General features: G+C 47.7%; 21 protein-coding genes. 20 read left to right on the top strand and 1 reads right to left on the bottom strand.

The window, feature by feature from the left end; translation table 11 throughout:
- Positions 1-8: 8 nt before the first annotated feature.
- The 14 genes from Q1A40_RS04690 (at position 9) to Q1A40_RS04625 (ending at position 13,483) form a co-directional block, all read left to right on the top strand.
- A complete protein-coding gene (locus Q1A40_RS04690; RefSeq protein WP_299998268.1) occupies positions 9-761 on the top strand; it encodes a DUF6134 family protein in 753 nt (250 codons plus the stop codon).
- Positions 758-1,468 (top strand): ABC transporter ATP-binding protein, encoded by a 711-nt coding sequence (locus Q1A40_RS04685; protein WP_299998267.1) that lies wholly within the window; start codon positions 758-760, stop codon positions 1,466-1,468. The genes Q1A40_RS04690 and Q1A40_RS04685 overlap by 4 nt, the downstream gene beginning before the upstream one ends.
- Positions 1,449-2,129 (top strand): hypothetical protein, encoded by a 681-nt coding sequence (locus Q1A40_RS04680; protein ID WP_299998266.1) that lies wholly within the window; start codon positions 1,449-1,451, stop codon positions 2,127-2,129. Before Q1A40_RS04685 ends, Q1A40_RS04680 begins: the two co-directional genes overlap by 20 nt.
- The gene (locus tag Q1A40_RS04675) at positions 2,126-3,451 is read left to right on the top strand and encodes an FtsX-like permease family protein (protein ID WP_299998265.1); all 1,326 of its coding nucleotides are present in this window, start codon (positions 2,126-2,128) and stop codon (positions 3,449-3,451) included. Before Q1A40_RS04680 ends, Q1A40_RS04675 begins: the two co-directional genes overlap by 4 nt.
- 19 nt (positions 3,452-3,470) lie before the next feature.
- Positions 3,471-4,223, top strand: coding sequence for an SDR family oxidoreductase (locus Q1A40_RS04670; protein ID WP_299998264.1), 753 nt, complete (start codon positions 3,471-3,473; stop codon positions 4,221-4,223).
- 26 nt (positions 4,224-4,249) lie between these two features.
- Entirely contained in the window at positions 4,250-5,080 is an 831-nt protein-coding gene (locus Q1A40_RS04665) for an outer membrane lipoprotein-sorting protein (RefSeq protein WP_299998263.1), read from the top strand.
- The gene (locus Q1A40_RS04660) at positions 5,077-6,480 is read left to right on the top strand and encodes a hypothetical protein (protein ID WP_299998262.1); all 1,404 of its coding nucleotides are present in this window, start codon (positions 5,077-5,079) and stop codon (positions 6,478-6,480) included. Before Q1A40_RS04665 ends, Q1A40_RS04660 begins: the two co-directional genes overlap by 4 nt.
- A complete protein-coding gene (locus Q1A40_RS04655) occupies positions 6,455-7,456 on the top strand; it encodes an ACP S-malonyltransferase (RefSeq protein WP_299998261.1) in 1,002 nt (333 codons plus the stop codon). Before Q1A40_RS04660 ends, Q1A40_RS04655 begins: the two co-directional genes overlap by 26 nt.
- Positions 7,453-8,499 carry a hypothetical protein gene (locus tag Q1A40_RS04650; protein ID WP_299998260.1) on the top strand — a complete coding sequence of 349 codons (1,047 nt, stop codon included), beginning with the start codon at positions 7,453-7,455 and terminating at the stop codon, positions 8,497-8,499. The genes Q1A40_RS04655 and Q1A40_RS04650 overlap by 4 nt, the downstream gene beginning before the upstream one ends.
- Before the next feature lie 268 nt (positions 8,500-8,767).
- A complete protein-coding gene (locus tag Q1A40_RS04645; RefSeq protein ID WP_299998259.1) occupies positions 8,768-9,058 on the top strand; it encodes a hypothetical protein in 291 nt (96 codons plus the stop codon).
- Complete coding sequence (gene glyA, locus Q1A40_RS04640) at positions 9,045-10,298, top strand: serine hydroxymethyltransferase (RefSeq protein WP_299998258.1); 1,254 nt, start codon at positions 9,045-9,047, stop codon at positions 10,296-10,298. The genes Q1A40_RS04645 and glyA overlap by 14 nt, the downstream gene beginning before the upstream one ends.
- Before the next feature lie 414 nt (positions 10,299-10,712).
- Positions 10,713-11,852: a 3-phenylpropionate MFS transporter gene (locus Q1A40_RS04635; RefSeq protein WP_299998257.1), complete on the top strand. Its 1,140-nt coding sequence runs from the start codon at positions 10,713-10,715 to the stop codon at positions 11,850-11,852.
- Positions 11,853-11,864: 12 nt separating this feature from the next.
- A complete protein-coding gene (locus Q1A40_RS04630) occupies positions 11,865-12,512 on the top strand; it encodes a DUF1007 family protein (protein ID WP_299998256.1) in 648 nt (215 codons plus the stop codon).
- On the top strand, positions 12,503-13,483 hold the full coding sequence (locus tag Q1A40_RS04625) for a nickel/cobalt transporter (protein WP_299998255.1): 981 nt from the start codon (positions 12,503-12,505) through the stop codon (positions 13,481-13,483). Before Q1A40_RS04630 ends, Q1A40_RS04625 begins: the two co-directional genes overlap by 10 nt.
- Positions 13,484-13,530: 47 nt before the next feature.
- Here the strand turns inward: Q1A40_RS04625 and suhB are convergent, their stop codons facing one another.
- A complete protein-coding gene (gene suhB / locus Q1A40_RS04620) occupies positions 13,531-14,334 on the bottom strand; it encodes an inositol-1-monophosphatase (RefSeq protein WP_299998254.1) in 804 nt (267 codons plus the stop codon).
- Positions 14,335-14,455: 121 nt separating this feature from the next.
- Here suhB and trmJ point away from each other — a divergent pair, with 121 nt between their 5' ends.
- The 6 genes from trmJ (at position 14,456) to hscB (ending at position 18,619) form a co-directional block, all read left to right on the top strand.
- A complete protein-coding gene (gene trmJ / locus Q1A40_RS04615) occupies positions 14,456-15,196 on the top strand; it encodes a tRNA (cytosine(32)/uridine(32)-2'-O)-methyltransferase TrmJ (RefSeq protein ID WP_299998349.1) in 741 nt (246 codons plus the stop codon).
- 130 nt (positions 15,197-15,326) lie between these two features.
- Positions 15,327-15,815, top strand: a complete 489-nt coding sequence (iscR, locus tag Q1A40_RS04610; RefSeq protein ID WP_299998253.1) for a Fe-S cluster assembly transcriptional regulator IscR — start codon at positions 15,327-15,329, stop codon at positions 15,813-15,815.
- A 108-nt stretch (positions 15,816-15,923) separates the two neighbouring features.
- Complete coding sequence (locus Q1A40_RS04605; protein WP_299998252.1) at positions 15,924-17,138, top strand: IscS subfamily cysteine desulfurase; 1,215 nt, start codon at positions 15,924-15,926, stop codon at positions 17,136-17,138.
- Between the two features lie 27 nt (positions 17,139-17,165).
- The gene (gene iscU, locus Q1A40_RS04600) at positions 17,166-17,552 is read left to right on the top strand and encodes a Fe-S cluster assembly scaffold IscU (protein ID WP_299998251.1); all 387 of its coding nucleotides are present in this window, start codon (positions 17,166-17,168) and stop codon (positions 17,550-17,552) included.
- A 139-nt stretch (positions 17,553-17,691) separates the two neighbouring features.
- Entirely contained in the window at positions 17,692-18,015 is a 324-nt protein-coding gene (iscA, locus tag Q1A40_RS04595; RefSeq protein ID WP_299998250.1) for an iron-sulfur cluster assembly protein IscA, read from the top strand.
- 88 nt (positions 18,016-18,103) lie between these two features.
- Complete coding sequence (gene hscB / locus Q1A40_RS04590; RefSeq protein WP_299998249.1) at positions 18,104-18,619, top strand: co-chaperone HscB; 516 nt, start codon at positions 18,104-18,106, stop codon at positions 18,617-18,619.
- Positions 18,620-18,637 lie beyond the last annotated feature (18 nt).

The following is an 18,637-nucleotide window of genomic DNA, read 5'->3' as shown; positions in this document are numbered from 1 at the left end:
GAGAACCAATGAAGCGCACACGCATAATTTTTTCCGCAGGGTTACTCGTTCTTACCTCGACGGGGGCTATGGCATCGTTCGACGGGCAGGGATATCAGGCGCAATACCAGATCCTGGCGCCGGATAGCGCGACGCCGCTCGGTATATATAGCATCAGCCAGATCTGGCAACCGGAAAGTAAGAACTGGTTACAACGAGGTGCTATCTCTTTTCGTATCAAAACGCTACTGACGAACTATCGCTATGACTACAGTGATGAAGTCATCTATAGCGGTAATAAGATGCTCAGCTATCGATTAAAAGAAAACGATAACGGCGCTGTTCGTCAAGTGACGGGGGAATCTGACAATGTACTGCCGCAGCTGAACTTAACTCTGCATGGTAAAAAGGGGAAAACGCAACAGAGCATCAGCAATACAGACTTTGATTACACCCTGTTTGCCTTGCGCTTCCCGTTACCCTGTGACCAGCATCCGGTAAGCGGTACCAAGACTTCACGGATAATGACTCCGATGACAGGCGAAATTGAACCGGTGCAGATCCGTTATCTGGGCTATCAGCCTGCCACCTTCCCGGGCGACACTGCGCCACGCAGCGATCGCTGTCTGATTGAAATCACCAGCAGCAATGAAAGCATGCTCAGCCAGTCATGGATGAATGCCGAAGGCTATCTGGTTTACGCCATTTATCCCCGTTACCGGCTATTGTTGCTACCTCAGGTATCGACTTTGCCGCATCGTTCTGAGGAGAAATCATCATGACTCATCATGCTGCGCAGCCGTTGCCTGTGGTGTATCTGCAACAAGCGAGTAAATCTTTCGGCAAAGGTGCCGGAACTATCACCGCTCTGAACTCCGTTACTACCCAAATTAATGACGGTGAATTTATTGCCCTTTGTGGTCCTTCTGGCAGTGGAAAAAGTACGCTGCTTAACCTGATGGCCGGTATTGATTTTCCGACCGGTGGACACGTTTTCCTGATGGGGCAGGATCTGGAAAAACTCAATGATAAGCAAACTGCTCGTTTACGAGCGGATCACATTGGTTTTGTCTTTCAGTTTTTTAACCTGCTGCCGGTGTTGAGTGTATTCGACAATGTTTACTATCCACTGATGCTCAACGGCTTCAGTCGGCGCGTGGCACACGAACAGGTGATGGATATGCTGGAAAAGGTCGGGCTGAGCAATCACTACAAGCGTCCGCCGGGTGAACTTTCTGGCGGGCAGCAACAGCGTGTTGCTATTGCTCGTGCGCTGGTGAAAAGCCCGCGCCTGATCGTGGCTGATGAACCTACCGGTAATCTCGATACCCGTACCGGTCATGAAATTATCGATCTCCTGCTTACCATGAATCAGGAACTGAAAACCACTTTTGTGATATCCACGCATTCGCTGCAGCTGCGTGACCGTGCGCGACGTGTTTTGGAAATCGAAGACGGGGAGCTGAAAAATGACTTTCTCAACCTGTAAGGGAATTACCCTCGCTGTATTGTTGCTGGTGACTTCGGTGACACAAGCAACGACGCTGGAGCAAATGAAACAACGGGCGCAAAGCAATCCGGTGTTAAATGCCGTTTTAACCATCAAGACTCAGAGTGCTATCAACGAATTGGGCAATGCTACGGCGTTCCTTGAAGATGTCTTTGAAGAAAAACCAGATTATCCGGCGGCAAAGATTTTCTATGGTTACGGACAGCTTTTTATGGCGACGCATTACCTGAGCAAAAAGAATTACCTGAAGGCTGCGGAATCCTCAAAGCTTGGGTTTTTCTACATGGATGAAGCAGCAGAAACAGATGAGGATAACTGGCGCATGCGTTATTTGCGGGCGCGGATGGATGCTTTTGTTCCGGCTTCCAACGGCCGTTGTGTGATTGCTTTGAAAGATATTGCTTATTTACAAGCGACCACAGAAGTCCCTGTCAGTCTGAAACCGATGCTTCTTCTGATGTCTGCACGGGCCAATATGGAGTGCAAGCATCTTGACGTGGCAGAGAAAGAGTGGGCTTCTCTTTCACAATTAGGAGAGGAAGGTAAACAACTTTCTCTCCTACGTAATCAGCCAGCCCCTGAATGGTCTGAATCGGAACTGACCTCAGTTATTCTGCCAGCAACGGAAGCTACGCCATGATGAATGTAATGTTTTGGATCTCTAACGCTATTATTGCCTATGCGCTTCTCGTGGTGGTACTGACAGTTATCCGTAAACCCACGGATATCCGCTATACCTTCCTGAATTTGTTCCGTCAAAGTCGCCGCTCGGGTGTAACACTACTGGCGATAACCCTCGGTGGTGTGGCGGTATTTATTTTTGGTGGTTTTGTTGATTATTCCTTCTGGGCGTTACGGGAACAAACGATCCGTACTAACCTTGGGCATATTCAGCTGTACGAAAAAGGCTATCTGACCAGCGGGGCAAACAATTCCCTGCAATACACCATCAACAATTATGATGAAGTAAAAAATATTTTAATGGCCGATCCGCAAGTTGGGCCAAAAGTTAGCACTATTACCGGCCAGCTTGGTTTTACCGGAATAATCTCTCAGTACGATAAAGGCGCCTCTACCTTTTTTACCGGTGTAGGGATTGAACCGCAAACCTCTCTGGTTCTTGGCTCGCTGGATAAAATCATCTCGGGTAGTGATTTATCGCGGGTTGAACAGCAGGATATTACCATTGGATCAGGGATCTCGGATGCACTGTCCGCTGGATACGGTGACTGGGCGGATATGCTGGTGGTCAATCCAGAAGGTGGTCAGAACGCCATGTCATCTAAGGTTCGCGGCATATTCCAGTCCGGAATAAAAGAATATGACGACACGACCATCAAAATGCCACTCAAGACGGCACAACGGCTGCTACAAACCGACGATGTCAGCAAAATAATTATTCTGCTTCAGGATACCAGCCAAACCGGTGATGTGCTGGCGCGGATTAATCAGATTATTAGTGAACAGAACCTGCCGCTGGAAGCGCGTTCTTGGGACGATCTGGCTATTTTTTATCATCAGGTCGTGAATTTGTTTGAAGGCATATTTCTCTTCATTAAATCGATAGTCAGCGTGATAGTCGTGTTTATGATTGGTAACACGTTGATGATGAACGTTGTCGAACGAACCCGAGAGATAGCCACGCTACGCGCGCTGGGACTGAGTCAGTCTTATATCGGCCGCCTGTTCATTCTTGAAGGGGTCATTATCGGTATTATCGGATCGGTGCTCAGTATCAGTTTCGGTATTTTGATCGCCTCACTGATTAACATCAACGGTATCCCGATGCCGCCGTCGCCTGGCTATACCCAAGGCTATCTGGCCTTTGTTATGTGGGATCAAGACATGAACCTATTCTGGTTCTCGTGTGCACTTCCACTAGTGACAGCATTAATCGCCTCTATTATTCCTGCTCGCCGGGCTTCAAAACTGGTGATCGCGGAAGCATTTCGTTTTGTTTAATTACTCAGGAAGAACATTTATGTCAAAAGGACAAACAGTATTAATCACCGGTGCAGGCCGTGGTATCGGTATGGCTATCGCGAGCAAACTGGCTGATGAAGGCTATGACCTGATTCTTAATTACCGCCGCGATCAGGGAAAAAGCGCAGCCAACCTGCAACGCTTTATTGCAGAAGAAACCCGGGTCAAGGTGACTCTGGCAAAAGCCGATATTGCAGAACCGCGTGATATTCAGGAAATGGTGAAAACGCTACAAAAAAATGGCATCTCACGCATTGATCATCTGGTACTTAATGCTGCTGCTGCACCGTTTAAACCTTTTATGGAGATGACCCGCAACGACTGGAAACTGTTGCTGAACACCAACCTGATCGGTAATACCACCTGTGTACAGGAAGTTGCTCCGCTGATGACGTCGGGTGGCACGATTTGTGCGCTCTCCAGCTTAGGTAGCCAGTGTGTTTTACCTAAATACCCGCTGGGTATTGCCAAATCCGCACTGGAAAATCTGGTGCGTTATCTGGAGGTGGAACTGTATGACCGCAACATTCGTGTTAATGGCATTTGTGCGGGTGTTGTGAATACCGACATGGCGCCTTTTCTGAAAGAACTCTGGCCTGATATGTTTGCCCGTTATGACAACGCCCCTCGCCGCTGGCTGGTGGAGCCTGAAGAAGTGGCGAATATCGCTGCGTTTTTAATTTCAGACAAGTCCTCGGCGATTCGTGGCGCGACGCTTATTGCCGATCTGGGAAGCACGCTCGAACTTTAATGGCTGAGTTTAAGGAAGGGATTCATATGAAATATCAACATATTATCTGTGCTATTGGATTGAGTGTGAGTTTGTTTGCCTTTGCTGATAAATCGGAAAAACTCACCCTTGACAGACAGCAACTCGAGCAGTTGACTCAGGACGATCAGCTTGCGCGGAACATCATTCGCCGCGCTGACCGGGTTCGCGCGCCAGATACCCCATTCCGGTATACGCTGACATTGCTTGAGCACCGTAACGGCCGCGATATTACGGAAAACCAGCAAGTACTGGATGTCTCAATGCGCTTTTATAAACCTTCCGAGCAGAACGAAAATGGGGATGCTCGCTCACTGGTACGTTTTGTGTCTCCGGCGCGTGACAAAGGTAAAGCACTGCTCTCTGATTTGGACAAAATGTGGTACTACTCCCCCGATTTGCGCCGGCCTATCCCTATCTCGCGCCAACAGCGCCTGATAGGGCAGGTGTCTAACGGTGATGTGGTCGCCGCTGATTTTGATTACTCCTATATATCGACTCTGGTAGGGGAAGAAGCTTGCGCCGATACAACTTGCTACAAACTATCGCTTAAACGTCGCTGGCCCTATGTTACTTATCCGGCTATCGACTACTGGGTGGAGAAGGATACCGGACACCCTGTACGGGCTGATTTTCTTTCTGCCGAAGATGTGCTGATCAAACGCTCTTACTACCGCGACTATCAGCAAATATTAGGCGAAATGCGCCCGACAACTATCGTTGTTGAAGATGCTTTACGTAAGGATAACTACACGACTATGCGTTACAGCGATGTCGTTCTGGAATCCTTGCCGGAAAGTAATTTCCAAAAAGAATACCTCATGAGACTCAATCGGTGAGGATGTATATTTGCCTGTCGGCAACCAGCGTTATGCTGGTTGCCAGCTTATACAGCACTAGCTCCTGGGCAGCTAATTGTGTAATCCAGAGAGGATATGTTGGGGCAGAAGGGATAATCCTGGACTCCTCTAATTCGCAATGGAAATTTAAGCGAGAAGCGTTCCGCAGTAATAGCATCGCGAATGTCTATGCGACCTCTGTCGGAAGTTGCACGCTAACAGATTCGCTGAATTTTAAAGTGCAGGCCAGTGGTGCGTATGCTTTTCAATCACGTCAGCCTGGCGCTTTGGAAGACAAAAAGAATCAGGGATTCGGCATCCTCAATGAGGCCGTGCTGAGTTGGATGGCCAGTGGTCCACTGTATATAGATTTGGGAAAACTGCGTACGGCGAGCGGAAGCCTGTTCTCGGTTTCTCCGTTGGATTTATTGCGTAATTATTCCGGTAATATGCGTAGTGTGCGGGTCAACGGGCTGGGCGATCGCTGGCGCAGTTTTTATTCTGAGGGATCTTATGGCAGTAGCGCGACACTATATCGTGATGAGGGAACCTATTCCCTTTGGTTACTACCGCGCCTGACCCGCAATAACAATCGTAGTGACAGTGCAGCGAACTGGAGCTCGCTTGAAAGAACCAACAGTACTGACCGTTATTATGCGAGTTATACCAATAATGGCCTGAAAAACTTCAACACAACGTATTCACTGTTGGGTGGCGACCAGAAAACATTTGCGGCAGGTATCAGCGGTAATCTGACAGATAAATTGATCCTCAGTCTTGAGGGCTCAGTTTCTCGGGGAGAAACGTGGCGCCATCTGGATATGGCATCCGCGCGTCAAATACGGGAACTGGAATATATCAGCGAACCTTATAAAACTCGCCATTCGGGAATCGAAGGCGACTTAGGCGTCAGCTTGCGTTATACCAGCGACGAGCAGCAAGAATTCGGTGCTGAATATTACGGCCAGAGCCAGGGTTACAGTCGGGGGGAATGGAAAAATATCTTCAATACCATCCGGTTTGTGAACGGCGGCTATAAAAATCTGATTCCGCCTTACGCCATGACGCAAAATATCAGTAGTAGTTATGAGCAGTATTCGCGAATGATGGCGGCGGAAATCGACAATACCTCTCGCAACGGTAATCTGCAGGGCAAGCACTACGCCACGTTTTATATACGAACCAACAAAGAGCAAGTCGGAAAAATCGACTGGTCGGTTTCTGGTACGGCAAACTTGGTTGATCGCAGTCATGTAATCAATCTCCATTTAAGTACTCCGCTTAAAAACGACTTTTTGGTGTATACCGGGATTTCTGCCAGTTTTGGCAGAACAAACAGTGAATTTGGCACTTTCGGCGAAAAAGGAAATGGATATGCAGGTATGCAATTTAATTGGTGATCCGCAGAAGCCGCGTGGGTCTGTAGAAGGTTGGGTTCTCCTTTTTCCAGGGCAGGGAAACCCGGTGATTGGTATGGGAAGTGATGTCTGCGATGTTTCACCTTCGGTGAAAGCCGTCTGGGACTGTGCCAGCGATATTTCAGGTTTTGATGTACGGGCCCTGTGCCAGAAAGGGCCAATGACCAAACTGATTAAAACCGGTTTTCAACAAGTTGCGGTAACCACGGTCAATACAGCTATGCTGACATTACTGCGCGAACGCTCGCCGCAAATCGAAATTGGCTACGGCGGACACAGTGCCGGTGAATATTCTGCATTATACGCCGCTGGTGTCATGGATATGGAGACGTTGTTTCGCGCGATCAGCCAGCGAGCCAGTATCATGCAGGAGTTAGCCGAGCAGCGTAAAGGGGCCATGTATGTGGTTAAATCCCTCTCTTTCGCAACGCTGAAAGCGTTAATAGAGGAGATGGGATTAACCGAAAAACTTAACGTCTGCTGTGATAACGGGCATATGCAGCAGGTCATTGGTGGAGATGCTGCGGCTGCGAAAACCCTCACTCATCATCTCGCTCGCCAGAAAATTACGTCCGTCAAACTCACGGTCAATGGGGCCTGGCATACGCCTCTGATGAACGAGGGTATTGAGCCTATGCGAGCGATGCTCGCTGATTTGACATTCTCCTCCCCGAACCGTCCTGTCATCATGAATTACAGCGGTAAGGCTGAATACGATACCACGCAGATTAAAGAGAACTTGGCCCTGCATCTGACGCATACCGTCCGCTGGCGGGAAAGTATGGATTTATGGTCGCATGCGGGATATCGCCACTATCTCGAAATCAGCAGTAAGAAAATGCTTTGCCATTTACTCGCAGATCACTACGAAGACCTGGGCGATCACAACACGCAGCATTATTACCAAGTGACTAAACCTTGTACGGCAACAATCGACAAGGAGATTGAGCTGGTATGATCCCGAACTTCATCACGTTTTATAAAAAATATCGAATAGCAGCGTTCCTGGCTATCGTGTTTATCTCAAGCATTTTGACGTCGTCACTGATCCGTAATGTCATCGATATTTCTCTGCCAGAGATGATTGTCGGTCTGGGGGCTATTTCAATGACGATAACCTGGAACATGATGCGTGATGGGCGGGGGTACTTTATTTACAGTATCTTCACCTTGAGATTTTACGATAAGCCGGAGGTGCATGAAAAGTTTACAGAAAACATAAAATTTGGAGGGCTGGCGAAAATTTATTATCGCCCGTTCTACAGTTCATTGCTGACACTGGTAGCGGTGGTTATTTGTTGCACCCTTATCTGGCTGTGTGGACCGGCATTGCGCTATTGGTTGATTGCCTTTGCAGGCGTAGTGGTTATGCCTGCTATCATCATGCATCAATCGCGTATGGCTATGCCATATAATATGCTCTATGCGCTGCAACAATTGACGTCACAGGACAAACAGCCGGTCAAGGCACGCTACCTGCCGAGTTACATTACTGAAGACTTATTGCTGAGTCTGGTGGTGAATTTTGCCCTTGTTTTGCCTGTTGCCGCTAAACCGGCTTTTAGCCTGTCTGAGGGTTACGGCAACCCGGCCTTTATTGTGGCGTTCATCATTCTGATGACCATTGTCATGCTATTCATGTTTTGCTTTGCGCTGCGCCAGCGCCGCTACATTCTATTAGGTGAATTGCTAAACGGTGATATTAATGATCGTTTTGCATCAACCAGCCCTTGGTCATTTACCTGTAAACTCACTACAGTTGGCCGTCTGATGTTCTGGCTTTTCCTGACAGCAGTCTGGAGTATCATTATCTGCCTGTTATTCAGCGCAACTCAGGGGGAGCCGAACTTCGCTTTACTCTATGTTTGCAGCCTGTTGCCGCTCATTGCTGTGTATTGTGTGGAGCGTCACCAAACGCTGTACACTAATTTCAGGGAAGCCCAGGAAATGAAAACACAATACGCCAGTCTGCGGGATACTTTGGGGAAAACCAGCCGATAAGATATCAGTGTTCAAGATTCTCTTGTTTGGATAATGGTCCATCTTGTATGTCCGGACACCTCCTGCCAAGTCATCAGCGAATACGGGGCCTGGCAGGGATATGTTGCTATGGCTCCGTCAGTGAGCCACTGCCATCAAACCGTTATTCAATATCCATTTTTTCAGATCAGTCAATAACCATTTTTATAATGTAGTTATCCCGATTATCCACTGCTCCTGTACTCAAAATTCCACTTTTATAGCCTCATGATGCTAAGAGATTTCATTAATGCCATCAAAAGTATTTTCAGAGCTGCAGAGAAAAGGGCGGGAGGTTGCGCTGCACTTGAAAAATACGCATCATGCTCATGAAGATAAGTCCGAAAAACAGGAAAGTTTTTTATTGCAAAGAATCCTTATTTCATGCCTGGGTAATCGTTTGCGTAAAAACCTTGATCAAGCTCTACCACCTGAATCTATTTCGGTTTACACTACTTCCCGTCGCCCAAAAGGGCACCCCATTATTGCAATAAAAAGTTTACTGTTAGCTGAGTCAGGAGATGCGGATGTTAAAGCGTGAAATGAACATTGCCGATTATGATGCCGAATTATGGCAGGCTATGGAGCAAGAAAAAGTACGTCAGGAAGAGCACATCGAACTGATCGCCTCCGAAAACTATACCAGCCCACGTGTGATGCAGGCTCAAGGGTCTCAGCTGACGAATAAGTATGCTGAAGGGTATCCGGGTAAGCGTTACTATGGTGGCTGTGAACACGTTGATATCGTTGAGCAACTGGCTATCGACCGTGCGAAAGAGCTGTTTGGTGCTGACTACGCTAACGTACAGCCTCACTCAGGTTCTCAGGCAAACTTCGCTGTTTACACCACCCTGCTTGAACCTGGTGATACCGTGCTGGGTATGAACCTTGCTCATGGTGGTCACCTGACTCACGGCTCCCCGGTTAACTTCTCGGGTAAACTGTACAATATCGTTCCTTATGGTATCGATGAAAGTGGTCATATTGACTATGCAGAGCTGGAAAAACTGGCTAAAGAGCACAAGCCGAAAATGATTATCGGTGGTTTCTCTGCTTATTCTGGTGTTGTTGACTGGGCCAAAATGCGTGAAATCGCTGATGCAGTCGGTGCTTCTTTATTTGTTGATATGGCACACGTTGCAGGTCTTGTTGCTGCGGGCGTTTATCCTAACCCAGTTCCACATGCTCACGTTGTTACCACTACTACGCATAAAACCCTGGCAGGTCCACGCGGTGGTTTAATTCTGGCCAAGGGCGGCAACGAAGAGTTGTATAAAAAACTGAACTCCGCAGTATTTCCGGGAGCTCAGGGTGGACCTCTGATGCATGTCATCGCCGGTAAAGCGGTCGCATTGAAAGAAGCTCTGGAGCCAGAATTTAAGGTTTACCAGCAGCAAGTTGCTAAAAATGCGAAAGCGATGGTAGAGGTCTTCCTGAACCGTGGTTATAACGTGGTTTCTGGTGGTACTGATAACCATTTATTCTTACTGGATTTAGTCGATAAAAATCTGACCGGTAAAGAAGCTGATGCTGCACTGGGTCGCGCGAATATCACTGTTAACAAAAACAGTGTACCCAACGATCCGAAGAGCCCATTTGTCACTTCAGGTATCCGTATCGGTAGCCCGGCGGTGACCCGTCGTGGTTTCAAAGAAGCAGAAGCAAAAGAACTGGCTGGCTGGATGTGTGACATTCTGGATAACATCAATGATGAAGCCACCATTGAAAGCACTAAGCAAAAGGTTCTCGATATCTGCGCACGTTTCCCGGTATACGCGTAATTATTGATTAAGTTGCCATAATGGCGCCACACTTACGTCTGGTTGTGTGGTGTCAGACGAGGACCGTCACTTTCATGTGACGGTCAGATTGCTGACAAAGAAGGAAAAAACGTGGTTTTCCTTCTTTGTGCTATCAGCCGAAAATCAATGAATTGATTTTCCTGTTTATTTTCGTAAATAAGCGCTGAGAGTTAGATATCACTTTAGCCTTGTCATCAGTCTCACCGTCACTTTCATGTGACGTTTTTTTTGACCTGAATTGAATATCTGTTAACTGAAAATAAACTTGAGCCCTCCATAACCTTTCAATATTTAGCCATCATTTGGCCTGTTTTCGGGCAATTTTATCATCATAGATGGCTTGCAAGCCGATGGTCTATCCCTGACACTAGCTCCCTAAAAAAGGGAGAATACATGGTCGTTCAATCCACGCTTTGGCTAGCTTTGAGTTATTTTACCTATTTTTTCAGTTACGGTATTTTTTTGCCGTTCTGGAGTTTGTGGCTGGAAGGCGTTGGATTGCCGCCAGAAACTATCGGTATCTTATTGGGGGCCGGACTTATTGCACGTTTTCTGGGAAGCTTGCTACTGGCCCCAAGAGTGACGGATCCTTCTCGGCTAATATTTGCCCTACGCATACTTGCCTTGCTTTCATTAATTTTTATGGTCGCTTTCTGGCTCGGGCAAACCTCGGCCTGGCTAATTATTGTCATCATCGGCTTTAACCTCTTTTTTTCACCTTTAGTCCCGCTTACTGATGCTTTGGCTGGTACCTGGCAGCGTCAGTTTCCCCTCGATTATGGTCGGGTGAGATTATGGGGTTCACTGGCGTTTGTTATTGGCTCGGCGGCGACCGGTAAACTGGTGAGTGAATTTAGCTACCAGGCTATTCTGGTGGTTATGAGTATAGGCGTCGCTTCAATGCTGATTGGCATGATGTTCCGTCCCTCAATCATGCCAGAGGGAAAAATAGCCCAGCAAGATACAATGGGATGGGCTGCCTGGAAGGACTTAATAATCGGCGACTGGCGGTTTCTGGCCTGTGTCACTTTGCTGCAAGGTGCACATGCAGCCTACTATGCTTTCAGTGCCATTTACTGGCAGGAGGCGGGCTATTCTGCTTCGGTAGTGGGCTATTTATGGTCGCTCAGTGTGGTCGCAGAAATTGTCATCTTTGCGCTGAGTAATCGTTTGTTCAGGCGCTGGAGTTCGCGTGATTTACTGTTGCTTTCTGGTCTCACCGGTATTATTCGCTGGGGACTGATGGCATCAAGTACTGAGTTATCCTGGCTGATTGTCTCGCAAATTATGCACTGTGGGAGTTTTACCGTTTGTCACCTTGCCGCCATGCGCTATATATCGGCTCGTCATGGTCATGAAGTTATTCGTTTACAGGCAATGTATTCGGCAGTGGCAATGGGCGGCGGTATCGCGGTTATGACCATGTTCTCTGGCTATCTGTATCAGCATATTCAGGGTGGCATGTTCTGGGTTATGGCTTTGGTCGCAGTACCTGCGCTATTTTTGCGCCCCAGTATTACTGCGAAAGTATAATTTGAGGCTGATATGAATCGTAAACGAATCTGTTTTTCCGGGGGACTGATACTACTGGCCGGGCTGGGTTCTTTCGGTATATCTGCCCATCCACACAGTTTTATTTCCCTTAAGACCACGCCGGTTATCGAACAAGGCCAGCTAACCGGGCTAAAAATGCAGTGGCTGATGGATGAACTGACCTCGGCTGATTTACTCTATGATGCCGGGGATGCCCAGCCTGATTCTCCTGTCTGGAAAAAACTGGCTGCGGAAGTGATGGCAAATGTGCTGGGGCAGCACTATTTTACTGAAGTATGGCGGCAGGGGAAGAAAGTGAAATTCACGTCACAGCCCCCTGAGTATCGACTGGAACGCGTTGAACACCAGGCTATGCTGAGCTTTATTTTGCCCCTGGCAAAACCACAGCCTTTACAAGGTGCCAGCATTCAGTTCTCAACTTTTGATCCCTCTTTTTATGTTGATATGACGTATCTTCAGGATAATGATGTCTCTTTACCTCACGGCCTGGAAACCCATTGTCATATTTCAGTCCTGACCCCTGAACCCAGTGAAGAGATGATGGCGTTTGCTGCATCACTGGATAAGGACGATGCGCCGCCGGAAGATATGGCACTGGGACAGAAATTTGCCCAAAAAGTGACATTACAATGCCAGTAAACTCTCCAGAATCGAACAGTTATTCCTGGCGACATGTTTGGCCGTTGCTGCTTTTTCTGGTTCTGGTTACCGGAGCTGTCTTTGTTCTCTGGTCTTACTGGCCACAAATATTAGCCCGATCGACACAATGGCAGCGTGTGATTACTCAAGAGCTTAGTGGTCTGCTGCGCCAGGTCTCCGAAAATCCGGCGCGGGCGGGATGGATCTTGCTCGGGGTGAGCTTCAGTTATGGGGTTTTGCATGCTTTGGGGCCGGGACACGGCAAAATTGTTATCACCACCTGGCTTGCTACCCATCCCTCGAAACTGAAAACCAGCCTTAAACTGACTTTTGCAGCATCACTTTTACAGGGGCTGGTGGCGATTGGTCTGGTAACAATATTACTGGTGATATTGCAGTTACCCTCGCGGCAGCTACATCTGAGCAGCTTCTGGCTGGAGAAGGGCAGCTATTTGCTGGTCGGCGTACTGGGTTTATTGCTCTGCCTGCGTGCAATCAGGCGTTTACGAATACTGCTGCGCCCTCAGCCGCATTTTCGCCGCTTTACTCCTCAACATATCCATGATGAACATTGTGGTTGTGGCCATCAGCATGTGCCGAATCCGCAGCAACTTGCCGCAGGAGATAGCTGGTATTCCCGTCTGATGGTGGTGGTGTCGATGGGCATACGCCCTTGCTCTGGGGCAATTATGGTACTGCTCTTCAGTAAAGTTATCGGGGTATTCAGTTGGGGGATTTTATCTGCTCTGGCTATGGCGTCAGGCACGGCAATGACACTCTCCGGACTGGCTTTATTGGTTCACAGTTGCAGAAATTTTGCTATCAGACTGAGTAAAAAGGGGCCGCCGCTGTTATGGCAACAGGTCGGTTGGTCTTCACTTGCGTTGACTGGAGGAGTCATACTGGTCGGTGCGGCGGTGGTGATGTGGTTCAGTGCTCTGCCTGTGACGCGTGGGCTTCGACCTTTTTAATACTTGAACCCTCCTTTTGGAGGGTTCAAGACACAAACCGATAAACGTTAGCGTTTCAGTGCTTCGCTGAGTTCATCGCGCATTAATGCGAGCATAGATTTCACGATACGTGGGTTACCTGCGACAATATTACCTGTCAGCAGATAGTTATGACCACCAGTGAAGTCACAAACCAGGCTACCCGATTCACGCGCCAGCAGTTCACCGGCGGCAAAATCCCAAGGCTTCAGGCCAATCTCAAAGAAACCATCTACACGACCCGCTGCAACATAAGCTAAGTCCAGGGCTGCAGAGCCGGTACGACGGAAGTCTGCACATTCGGTAAACAGTTTACCGAGGATATTGATATAAGTGGCAGCGTATTGTTTCTGTTTAAACGGAAAGCCAGTTGCCAGAATTGTTCCGTCAAGATCGCGTGCATTGCTACCACGCAGGCGATAGCCATTCAACTGTGCGCCTTGTCCACGTACCGCGCTGAACAGTTCGTTACGCATAGGATCATAAACAACAGCGACTTCGGTACGGCCTTTAATGCGCACAGCGATAGAGACAGAGAAGTGTGGTAGGCGTTTAATGAAGTTAGAAGTGCCATCCAGTGGATCGATAACCCATTGCACATCCTGATCTTCGCCTGCCAGTTCACCAGCTTCTTCGGTGATAATGGTATGTTTTGGATAAGACTTACGAATAACTTCAATAATCAAGCGCTCGGCTTCTTTATCAATGTTAGTTACAAAGTCATTGCTGCCTTTTTGGCTGGCTTCAACAGCGTCAGGTGTTTCATAGCTTTTGGCAATCAAATTGCCCGCCTTGCGCGCAGCGCGCACGGCGATGTTGAGCATCGGATGCATCGGTCTCTCTCACTGGATTTTAAAGAACGGGAAAACGGGGCTGAGTATAGCAGAGCGTTCGGAATATGTCCCAATGATATGATAAGATATTACGATCTTCTTCTTCAGGCCTTGAATGATAATGCTGCAAAATGTACGAATTGTGCTGGTAGAAACTTCGCATACCGGCAATATGGGCTCCGTAGCCCGCGCGATGAAAACTATGGGTTTAACCAATCTCTGGCTGGTTAATCCGTTGGTAAAACCCGACTCTCAGGCGATTGCACTGGCAGCGGGTGCCAGTGATGTGATTGGCGATGCCAAAATTGTTGATACGCTGGACGAGGCATTGGTCGGATGTAGTCTGGTGGTAGGGACCAGTGCGCGTTCCCGTACTTTACCTTGGCCCATGCTTGATCCACGCGAATGTGGTATAAAAAGTATTTCAGAGGCACAGCATGCTCCGGTCGCAATTGTCTTTGGCCGCGAACGCGTGGGTCTGACGAATGACGAATTACAAAAATGTCACTATCACGTCGCGATTCAGGCGAATCCTGAATACAGTTCTTTGAATCTGGCGATGGCTGTACAAATCCTCGCTTATGAAGTCCGTATTGCCTGGCTGGCAACGCAAAATGAAGGCCAGGAAACAGAAAATGCTCCGGAAGAAATTGAATATCCGTTAGTTGATGATTTAGAAAGATTTTATGTCCACCTTGAGCGGGCTTTATCACACAGCGGCTTTATTCGACCAACTCATCCCGGCCAGGTTATGAGTCGGCTGCGTCGCTTATTTACCCGTGCCCGTCCTGAAAGTCAGGAGCTAAATATCCTTCGTGGAATGCTCACTTCTCTGGAACAGCATAATAAATCAGGGAAATAATACTTGAGTAAATTACTAGGTTAAATAGTTGACCAAATTACTCAGGAATGTCAGACTTATCCTCAAGCTATGTGAACTATCATTTTTTTGAAACCCCCGCAACGAGGGGCTATTTGAGGTTAAGTAAGACATGAGACTGACATCTAAAGGGCGCTATGCCGTTACCGCAATGCTTGACGTCGCGTTGAACTCTGAAGCTGGTCCAGTACCGCTGGCGGATATTTCTGAACGTCAGGGCATTTCGCTTTCTTACCTGGAGCAGCTATTTTCACGTCTGCGTAAAAATGGTCTCGTCGCTAGCGTCCGTGGACCGGGCGGTGGTTATCTGTTAGGTAAAGACGCGGGGAGTATTGCAGTTGGAGAAGTGATCAGTGCGGTCGATGAGTCTGTCGATGCTACGCGCTGCCAGGGCAAGGGCGGTTGCCAGGGTGGGGAAAAATGTCTGACCCACGCTCTGTGGCGCGATCTTAGCGATCGCCTGACTGGTTTTTTGAACAATATCACCTTAGGTGAACTGGTTAATAACCAGGAAGTGATGGATGTGTCCGATCGTCAGCAAAATGACACTCATCGTACTATACGTCTCCATGACCAGATTGACGTCAAACTGCGCGCATAAGCAGAAAAACGAATTTTAGAATCAGATAGGCAGACCGCAGTTGATAACGGCTTTAACCTTTTAAGTCTGGTTCTTCGTATTGAAGTGATGTACGGAGCTTAAAGAGCAATGAAATTACCTATTTATCTCGACTATTCTGCTACCACACCGGTAGATCCGCGTGTGGCGCAGAAAATGATGCAGTTTTTAACTATGGATGGCAACTTCGGGAACCCTGCTTCCCGTTCCCATCGTTTTGGCTGGCAGGCAGAAGAGGCAGTTGATATTGCCCGTAACCAAATTGCCGATTTGTTGGGTGCCGATCCACGTGAGATTGTCTTTACTTCTGGTGCTACAGAGTCAGACAACCTTGCGATTAAAGGTGCTGCTAACTTCTATCAAAAGAAAGGCAAGCACGTTATTACTGTAAAAACAGAACATAAAGCGGTTCTGGATACCTGTCGTCAGCTGGAGCGTGAAGGATTTGAAGTCACTTATCTGTCTCCACAGGTTAACGGTATTCTTGATCTGAAAGTGCTTGAAGAAGCCATGCGTGATGACACTATTCTGGTGTCCGTCATGCACGTTAATAATGAAATCGGTGTAGTCCAGGATATCGCGACTATCGGTGAAATGTGCCGCGCTCGTGGCATCATTTTCCATGTCGATGCAACCCAGAGTGTGGGTAAATTACCTATCGATCTGAGTCAGCTGAAAGTTGATTTGATGTCTTTCTCCGGCCATAAAATCTATGGTCCTAAAGGTATCGGTGGCCTTTACGTTCGTCGTAAACCACGTATTCGTATTGAAGCACAGATGCACGGCGGCGGTCATGAGCGCGGCATGCGTTCAGGTACCTTACCGGTTCACCAGATTGTCGGAATGGGCGAAGCTTACCGTATTGCCAAAGAAGAACTGGAAACGGAAATGGCGCGTCTGCGTGTACTGCGTCAGCGTTTGTGGGACGGCGTGAAAGATATGGAAGAAGTGTATCTTAACGGCGACTTAGAGCATGGTGTACCTACTATCCTTAACGTCAGCTTTAACTACGTTGAAGGTGAGTCGCTGATTATGGCATTGAAAGACCTTGCGGTCTCTTCAGGTTCAGCCTGTACGTCAGCAAGCCTGGAGCCTTCCTATGTGTTGCGTGCTCTGGGTATGAATGATGAACTGGCACACAGTTCTATCCGTTTCTCTTTAGGCCGTTTTACTACGGAAGAAGAGATTGATTACACCATCAAACTGGTAAGAAATTCTATCGGTCGTTTGCGCGATCTTTCTCCGCTGTGGGAAATGTTCAAGCAGGGTGTTGATCTTACTACTATCGAATGGTCACACCATTAATCAATTTCAGACTCAGGAGAAATAAAAATGGCTTATAGCGAAAAAGTAATCGATCATTATGAAAATCCACGTAACGTGGGTTCTTTTGACAACGCTGATACCAGCGTGGGTTCCGGCATGGTGGGTGCACCGGCTTGTGGCGACGTGATGAAATTGCAGATTAAAGTCAACAATGAAGGTATCATTGAAGACGCACGCTTCAAGACTTATGGCTGTGGCTCTGCCATTGCCTCCAGCTCTTTGTTGACTGAATGGGTCAAGGGTAAGTCACTGGACGAAGCGGAAGCGATTAAAAACACTGATATTGCAGACGAACTCGAGCTGCCACCTGTGAAGATCCACTGCTCAATCCTCGCGGAAGATGCTATTAAAGCAGCTATCGCAGATTATAAAAGCAAGCGTGATTCTCAGTAAAAATAAGATGAGTCTGTAACCAGGTGACGCGTTCAAAAGTCCCTGGAGTCTTACTCAGGTAAGTGGAGTTGCATGCGTACTTAGCGTATTCATGCAACTTGAGGTATGACGAGAGATAATATTTGATTGAGGTTGTAGTATGTCGATAACCCTTAGCGATAGTGCTGCACATCGTGTGAATTCTTTCCTTATTAATCGTGGAAAAGGATTTGGTTTACGCTTAGGTGTTCGCACTTCTGGTTGTTCCGGTATGGCTTATGTCCTGGAGTTCGTAGACGCACCTGATGACGGTGATACCATCTTTGAAGATAAAGGTGTAAAGGTCGTTGTTGATGGTAAAAGCCTGCAATTTTTAGATGGAACCCAGCTCGACTTTGTCAAAGAAGGTCTTAACGAAGGATTTAAGTTTACTAATCCTAACGTGAAGGACGAGTGTGGCTGCGGTGAAAGCTTCCACGTTTGATCTATATAACACGCTATCTGAGCATGTAGATGGCGTGTGACTCTGCATGACCGATACAGCATTTACCTGATAAAAACTCGAGTCTGTTATGGATTACTTTACTCTGTTTGGACTGACCCCAGGCTATGTGGTTGATACCCAGCACTTAGCTACGCGTTACCAGGAATTGCAGCGACAGTTCCATCCTGACAAATATGCCAACCGCCCACAGGCGGAGCAGCTTCTGGCAGTAAATCAATCAGCAACCATTAATCAGGCATGGCAAACATTACGCCATCCGTTGCTGCGTGCTGAATACTTACTGCTGCTGAATGGTTTTGATTTGGCAAATGAGCAGCATACCGTACGTGATACCGCATTTTTGATGGAACAACTTGAGCTACGCGAAGAGTTGGATAGCATCGAACGATCGGCAGATATCAACGCACTGGAAGCCTTTGGCAGCAACGTTGCCAGGATGATACAAAGTCGTAGTGCCAGAATGGTACAAGAGCTGGATAGTTTACAGTGGGAGCAAGCGGCAGATACCGTTCGTAAGCTGCGTTTTCTCGATAAATTACAGCACAACATAGAACAACTCGAAGAAAAATTAAGCGATTTTTAATGCCTGATTTCGGGCCTG

The sequence above is a fragment of the uncultured Cedecea sp. genome (assembly GCF_947498825.1).
Classification (GTDB): Bacteria; Pseudomonadota; Gammaproteobacteria; order Enterobacterales; family Enterobacteriaceae; genus JGM124.
This window is presented reverse-complemented; position numbering and strand designations above follow the sequence as displayed.

Bases quoted from the DNA above. Each gene is read 5' to 3' on its own strand.
- hscB (WP_299998249.1), top strand. From the start codon at position 18,104: ATGGATTACTTTACTCTGTTTGGACTGACCCCAGGCTATGTGGTTGAT.
- trmJ (WP_299998349.1), top strand. From the start codon at position 14,456: ATGCTGCAAAATGTACGAATTGTGCTGGTAGAAACTTCGCATACCGGC.
- Q1A40_RS04675 (WP_299998265.1), top strand. From the start codon at position 2,126: ATGATGAATGTAATGTTTTGGATCTCTAACGCTATTATTGCCTATGCG.
- Q1A40_RS04680 (WP_299998266.1), top strand. From the start codon at position 1,449: ATGACTTTCTCAACCTGTAAGGGAATTACCCTCGCTGTATTGTTGCTG.
- suhB (WP_299998254.1), bottom strand. From the start codon at position 14,334: ATGCATCCGATGCTCAACATCGCCGTGCGCGCTGCGCGCAAGGCGGGC.
- iscA (WP_299998250.1), top strand. From the start codon at position 17,692: ATGTCGATAACCCTTAGCGATAGTGCTGCACATCGTGTGAATTCTTTC.
- glyA (WP_299998258.1), top strand. From the start codon at position 9,045: ATGTTAAAGCGTGAAATGAACATTGCCGATTATGATGCCGAATTATGG.
- Q1A40_RS04645 (WP_299998259.1), top strand. From the start codon at position 8,768: ATGCCATCAAAAGTATTTTCAGAGCTGCAGAGAAAAGGGCGGGAGGTT.
- Q1A40_RS04655 (WP_299998261.1), top strand. From the start codon at position 6,455: ATGCAGGTATGCAATTTAATTGGTGATCCGCAGAAGCCGCGTGGGTCT.
- Q1A40_RS04625 (WP_299998255.1), top strand. From the start codon at position 12,503: ATGCCAGTAAACTCTCCAGAATCGAACAGTTATTCCTGGCGACATGTT.
- Q1A40_RS04665 (WP_299998263.1), top strand. From the start codon at position 4,250: ATGAAATATCAACATATTATCTGTGCTATTGGATTGAGTGTGAGTTTG.
- Q1A40_RS04635 (WP_299998257.1), top strand. From the start codon at position 10,713: ATGGTCGTTCAATCCACGCTTTGGCTAGCTTTGAGTTATTTTACCTAT.
- Q1A40_RS04630 (WP_299998256.1), top strand. From the start codon at position 11,865: ATGAATCGTAAACGAATCTGTTTTTCCGGGGGACTGATACTACTGGCC.
- Q1A40_RS04605 (WP_299998252.1), top strand. From the start codon at position 15,924: ATGAAATTACCTATTTATCTCGACTATTCTGCTACCACACCGGTAGAT.
- iscU (WP_299998251.1), top strand. From the start codon at position 17,166: ATGGCTTATAGCGAAAAAGTAATCGATCATTATGAAAATCCACGTAAC.
- iscR (WP_299998253.1), top strand. From the start codon at position 15,327: ATGAGACTGACATCTAAAGGGCGCTATGCCGTTACCGCAATGCTTGAC.
- Q1A40_RS04650 (WP_299998260.1), top strand. From the start codon at position 7,453: ATGATCCCGAACTTCATCACGTTTTATAAAAAATATCGAATAGCAGCG.
- Q1A40_RS04670 (WP_299998264.1), top strand. From the start codon at position 3,471: ATGTCAAAAGGACAAACAGTATTAATCACCGGTGCAGGCCGTGGTATC.
- Q1A40_RS04685 (WP_299998267.1), top strand. From the start codon at position 758: ATGACTCATCATGCTGCGCAGCCGTTGCCTGTGGTGTATCTGCAACAA.
- Q1A40_RS04690 (WP_299998268.1), top strand. From the start codon at position 9: ATGAAGCGCACACGCATAATTTTTTCCGCAGGGTTACTCGTTCTTACC.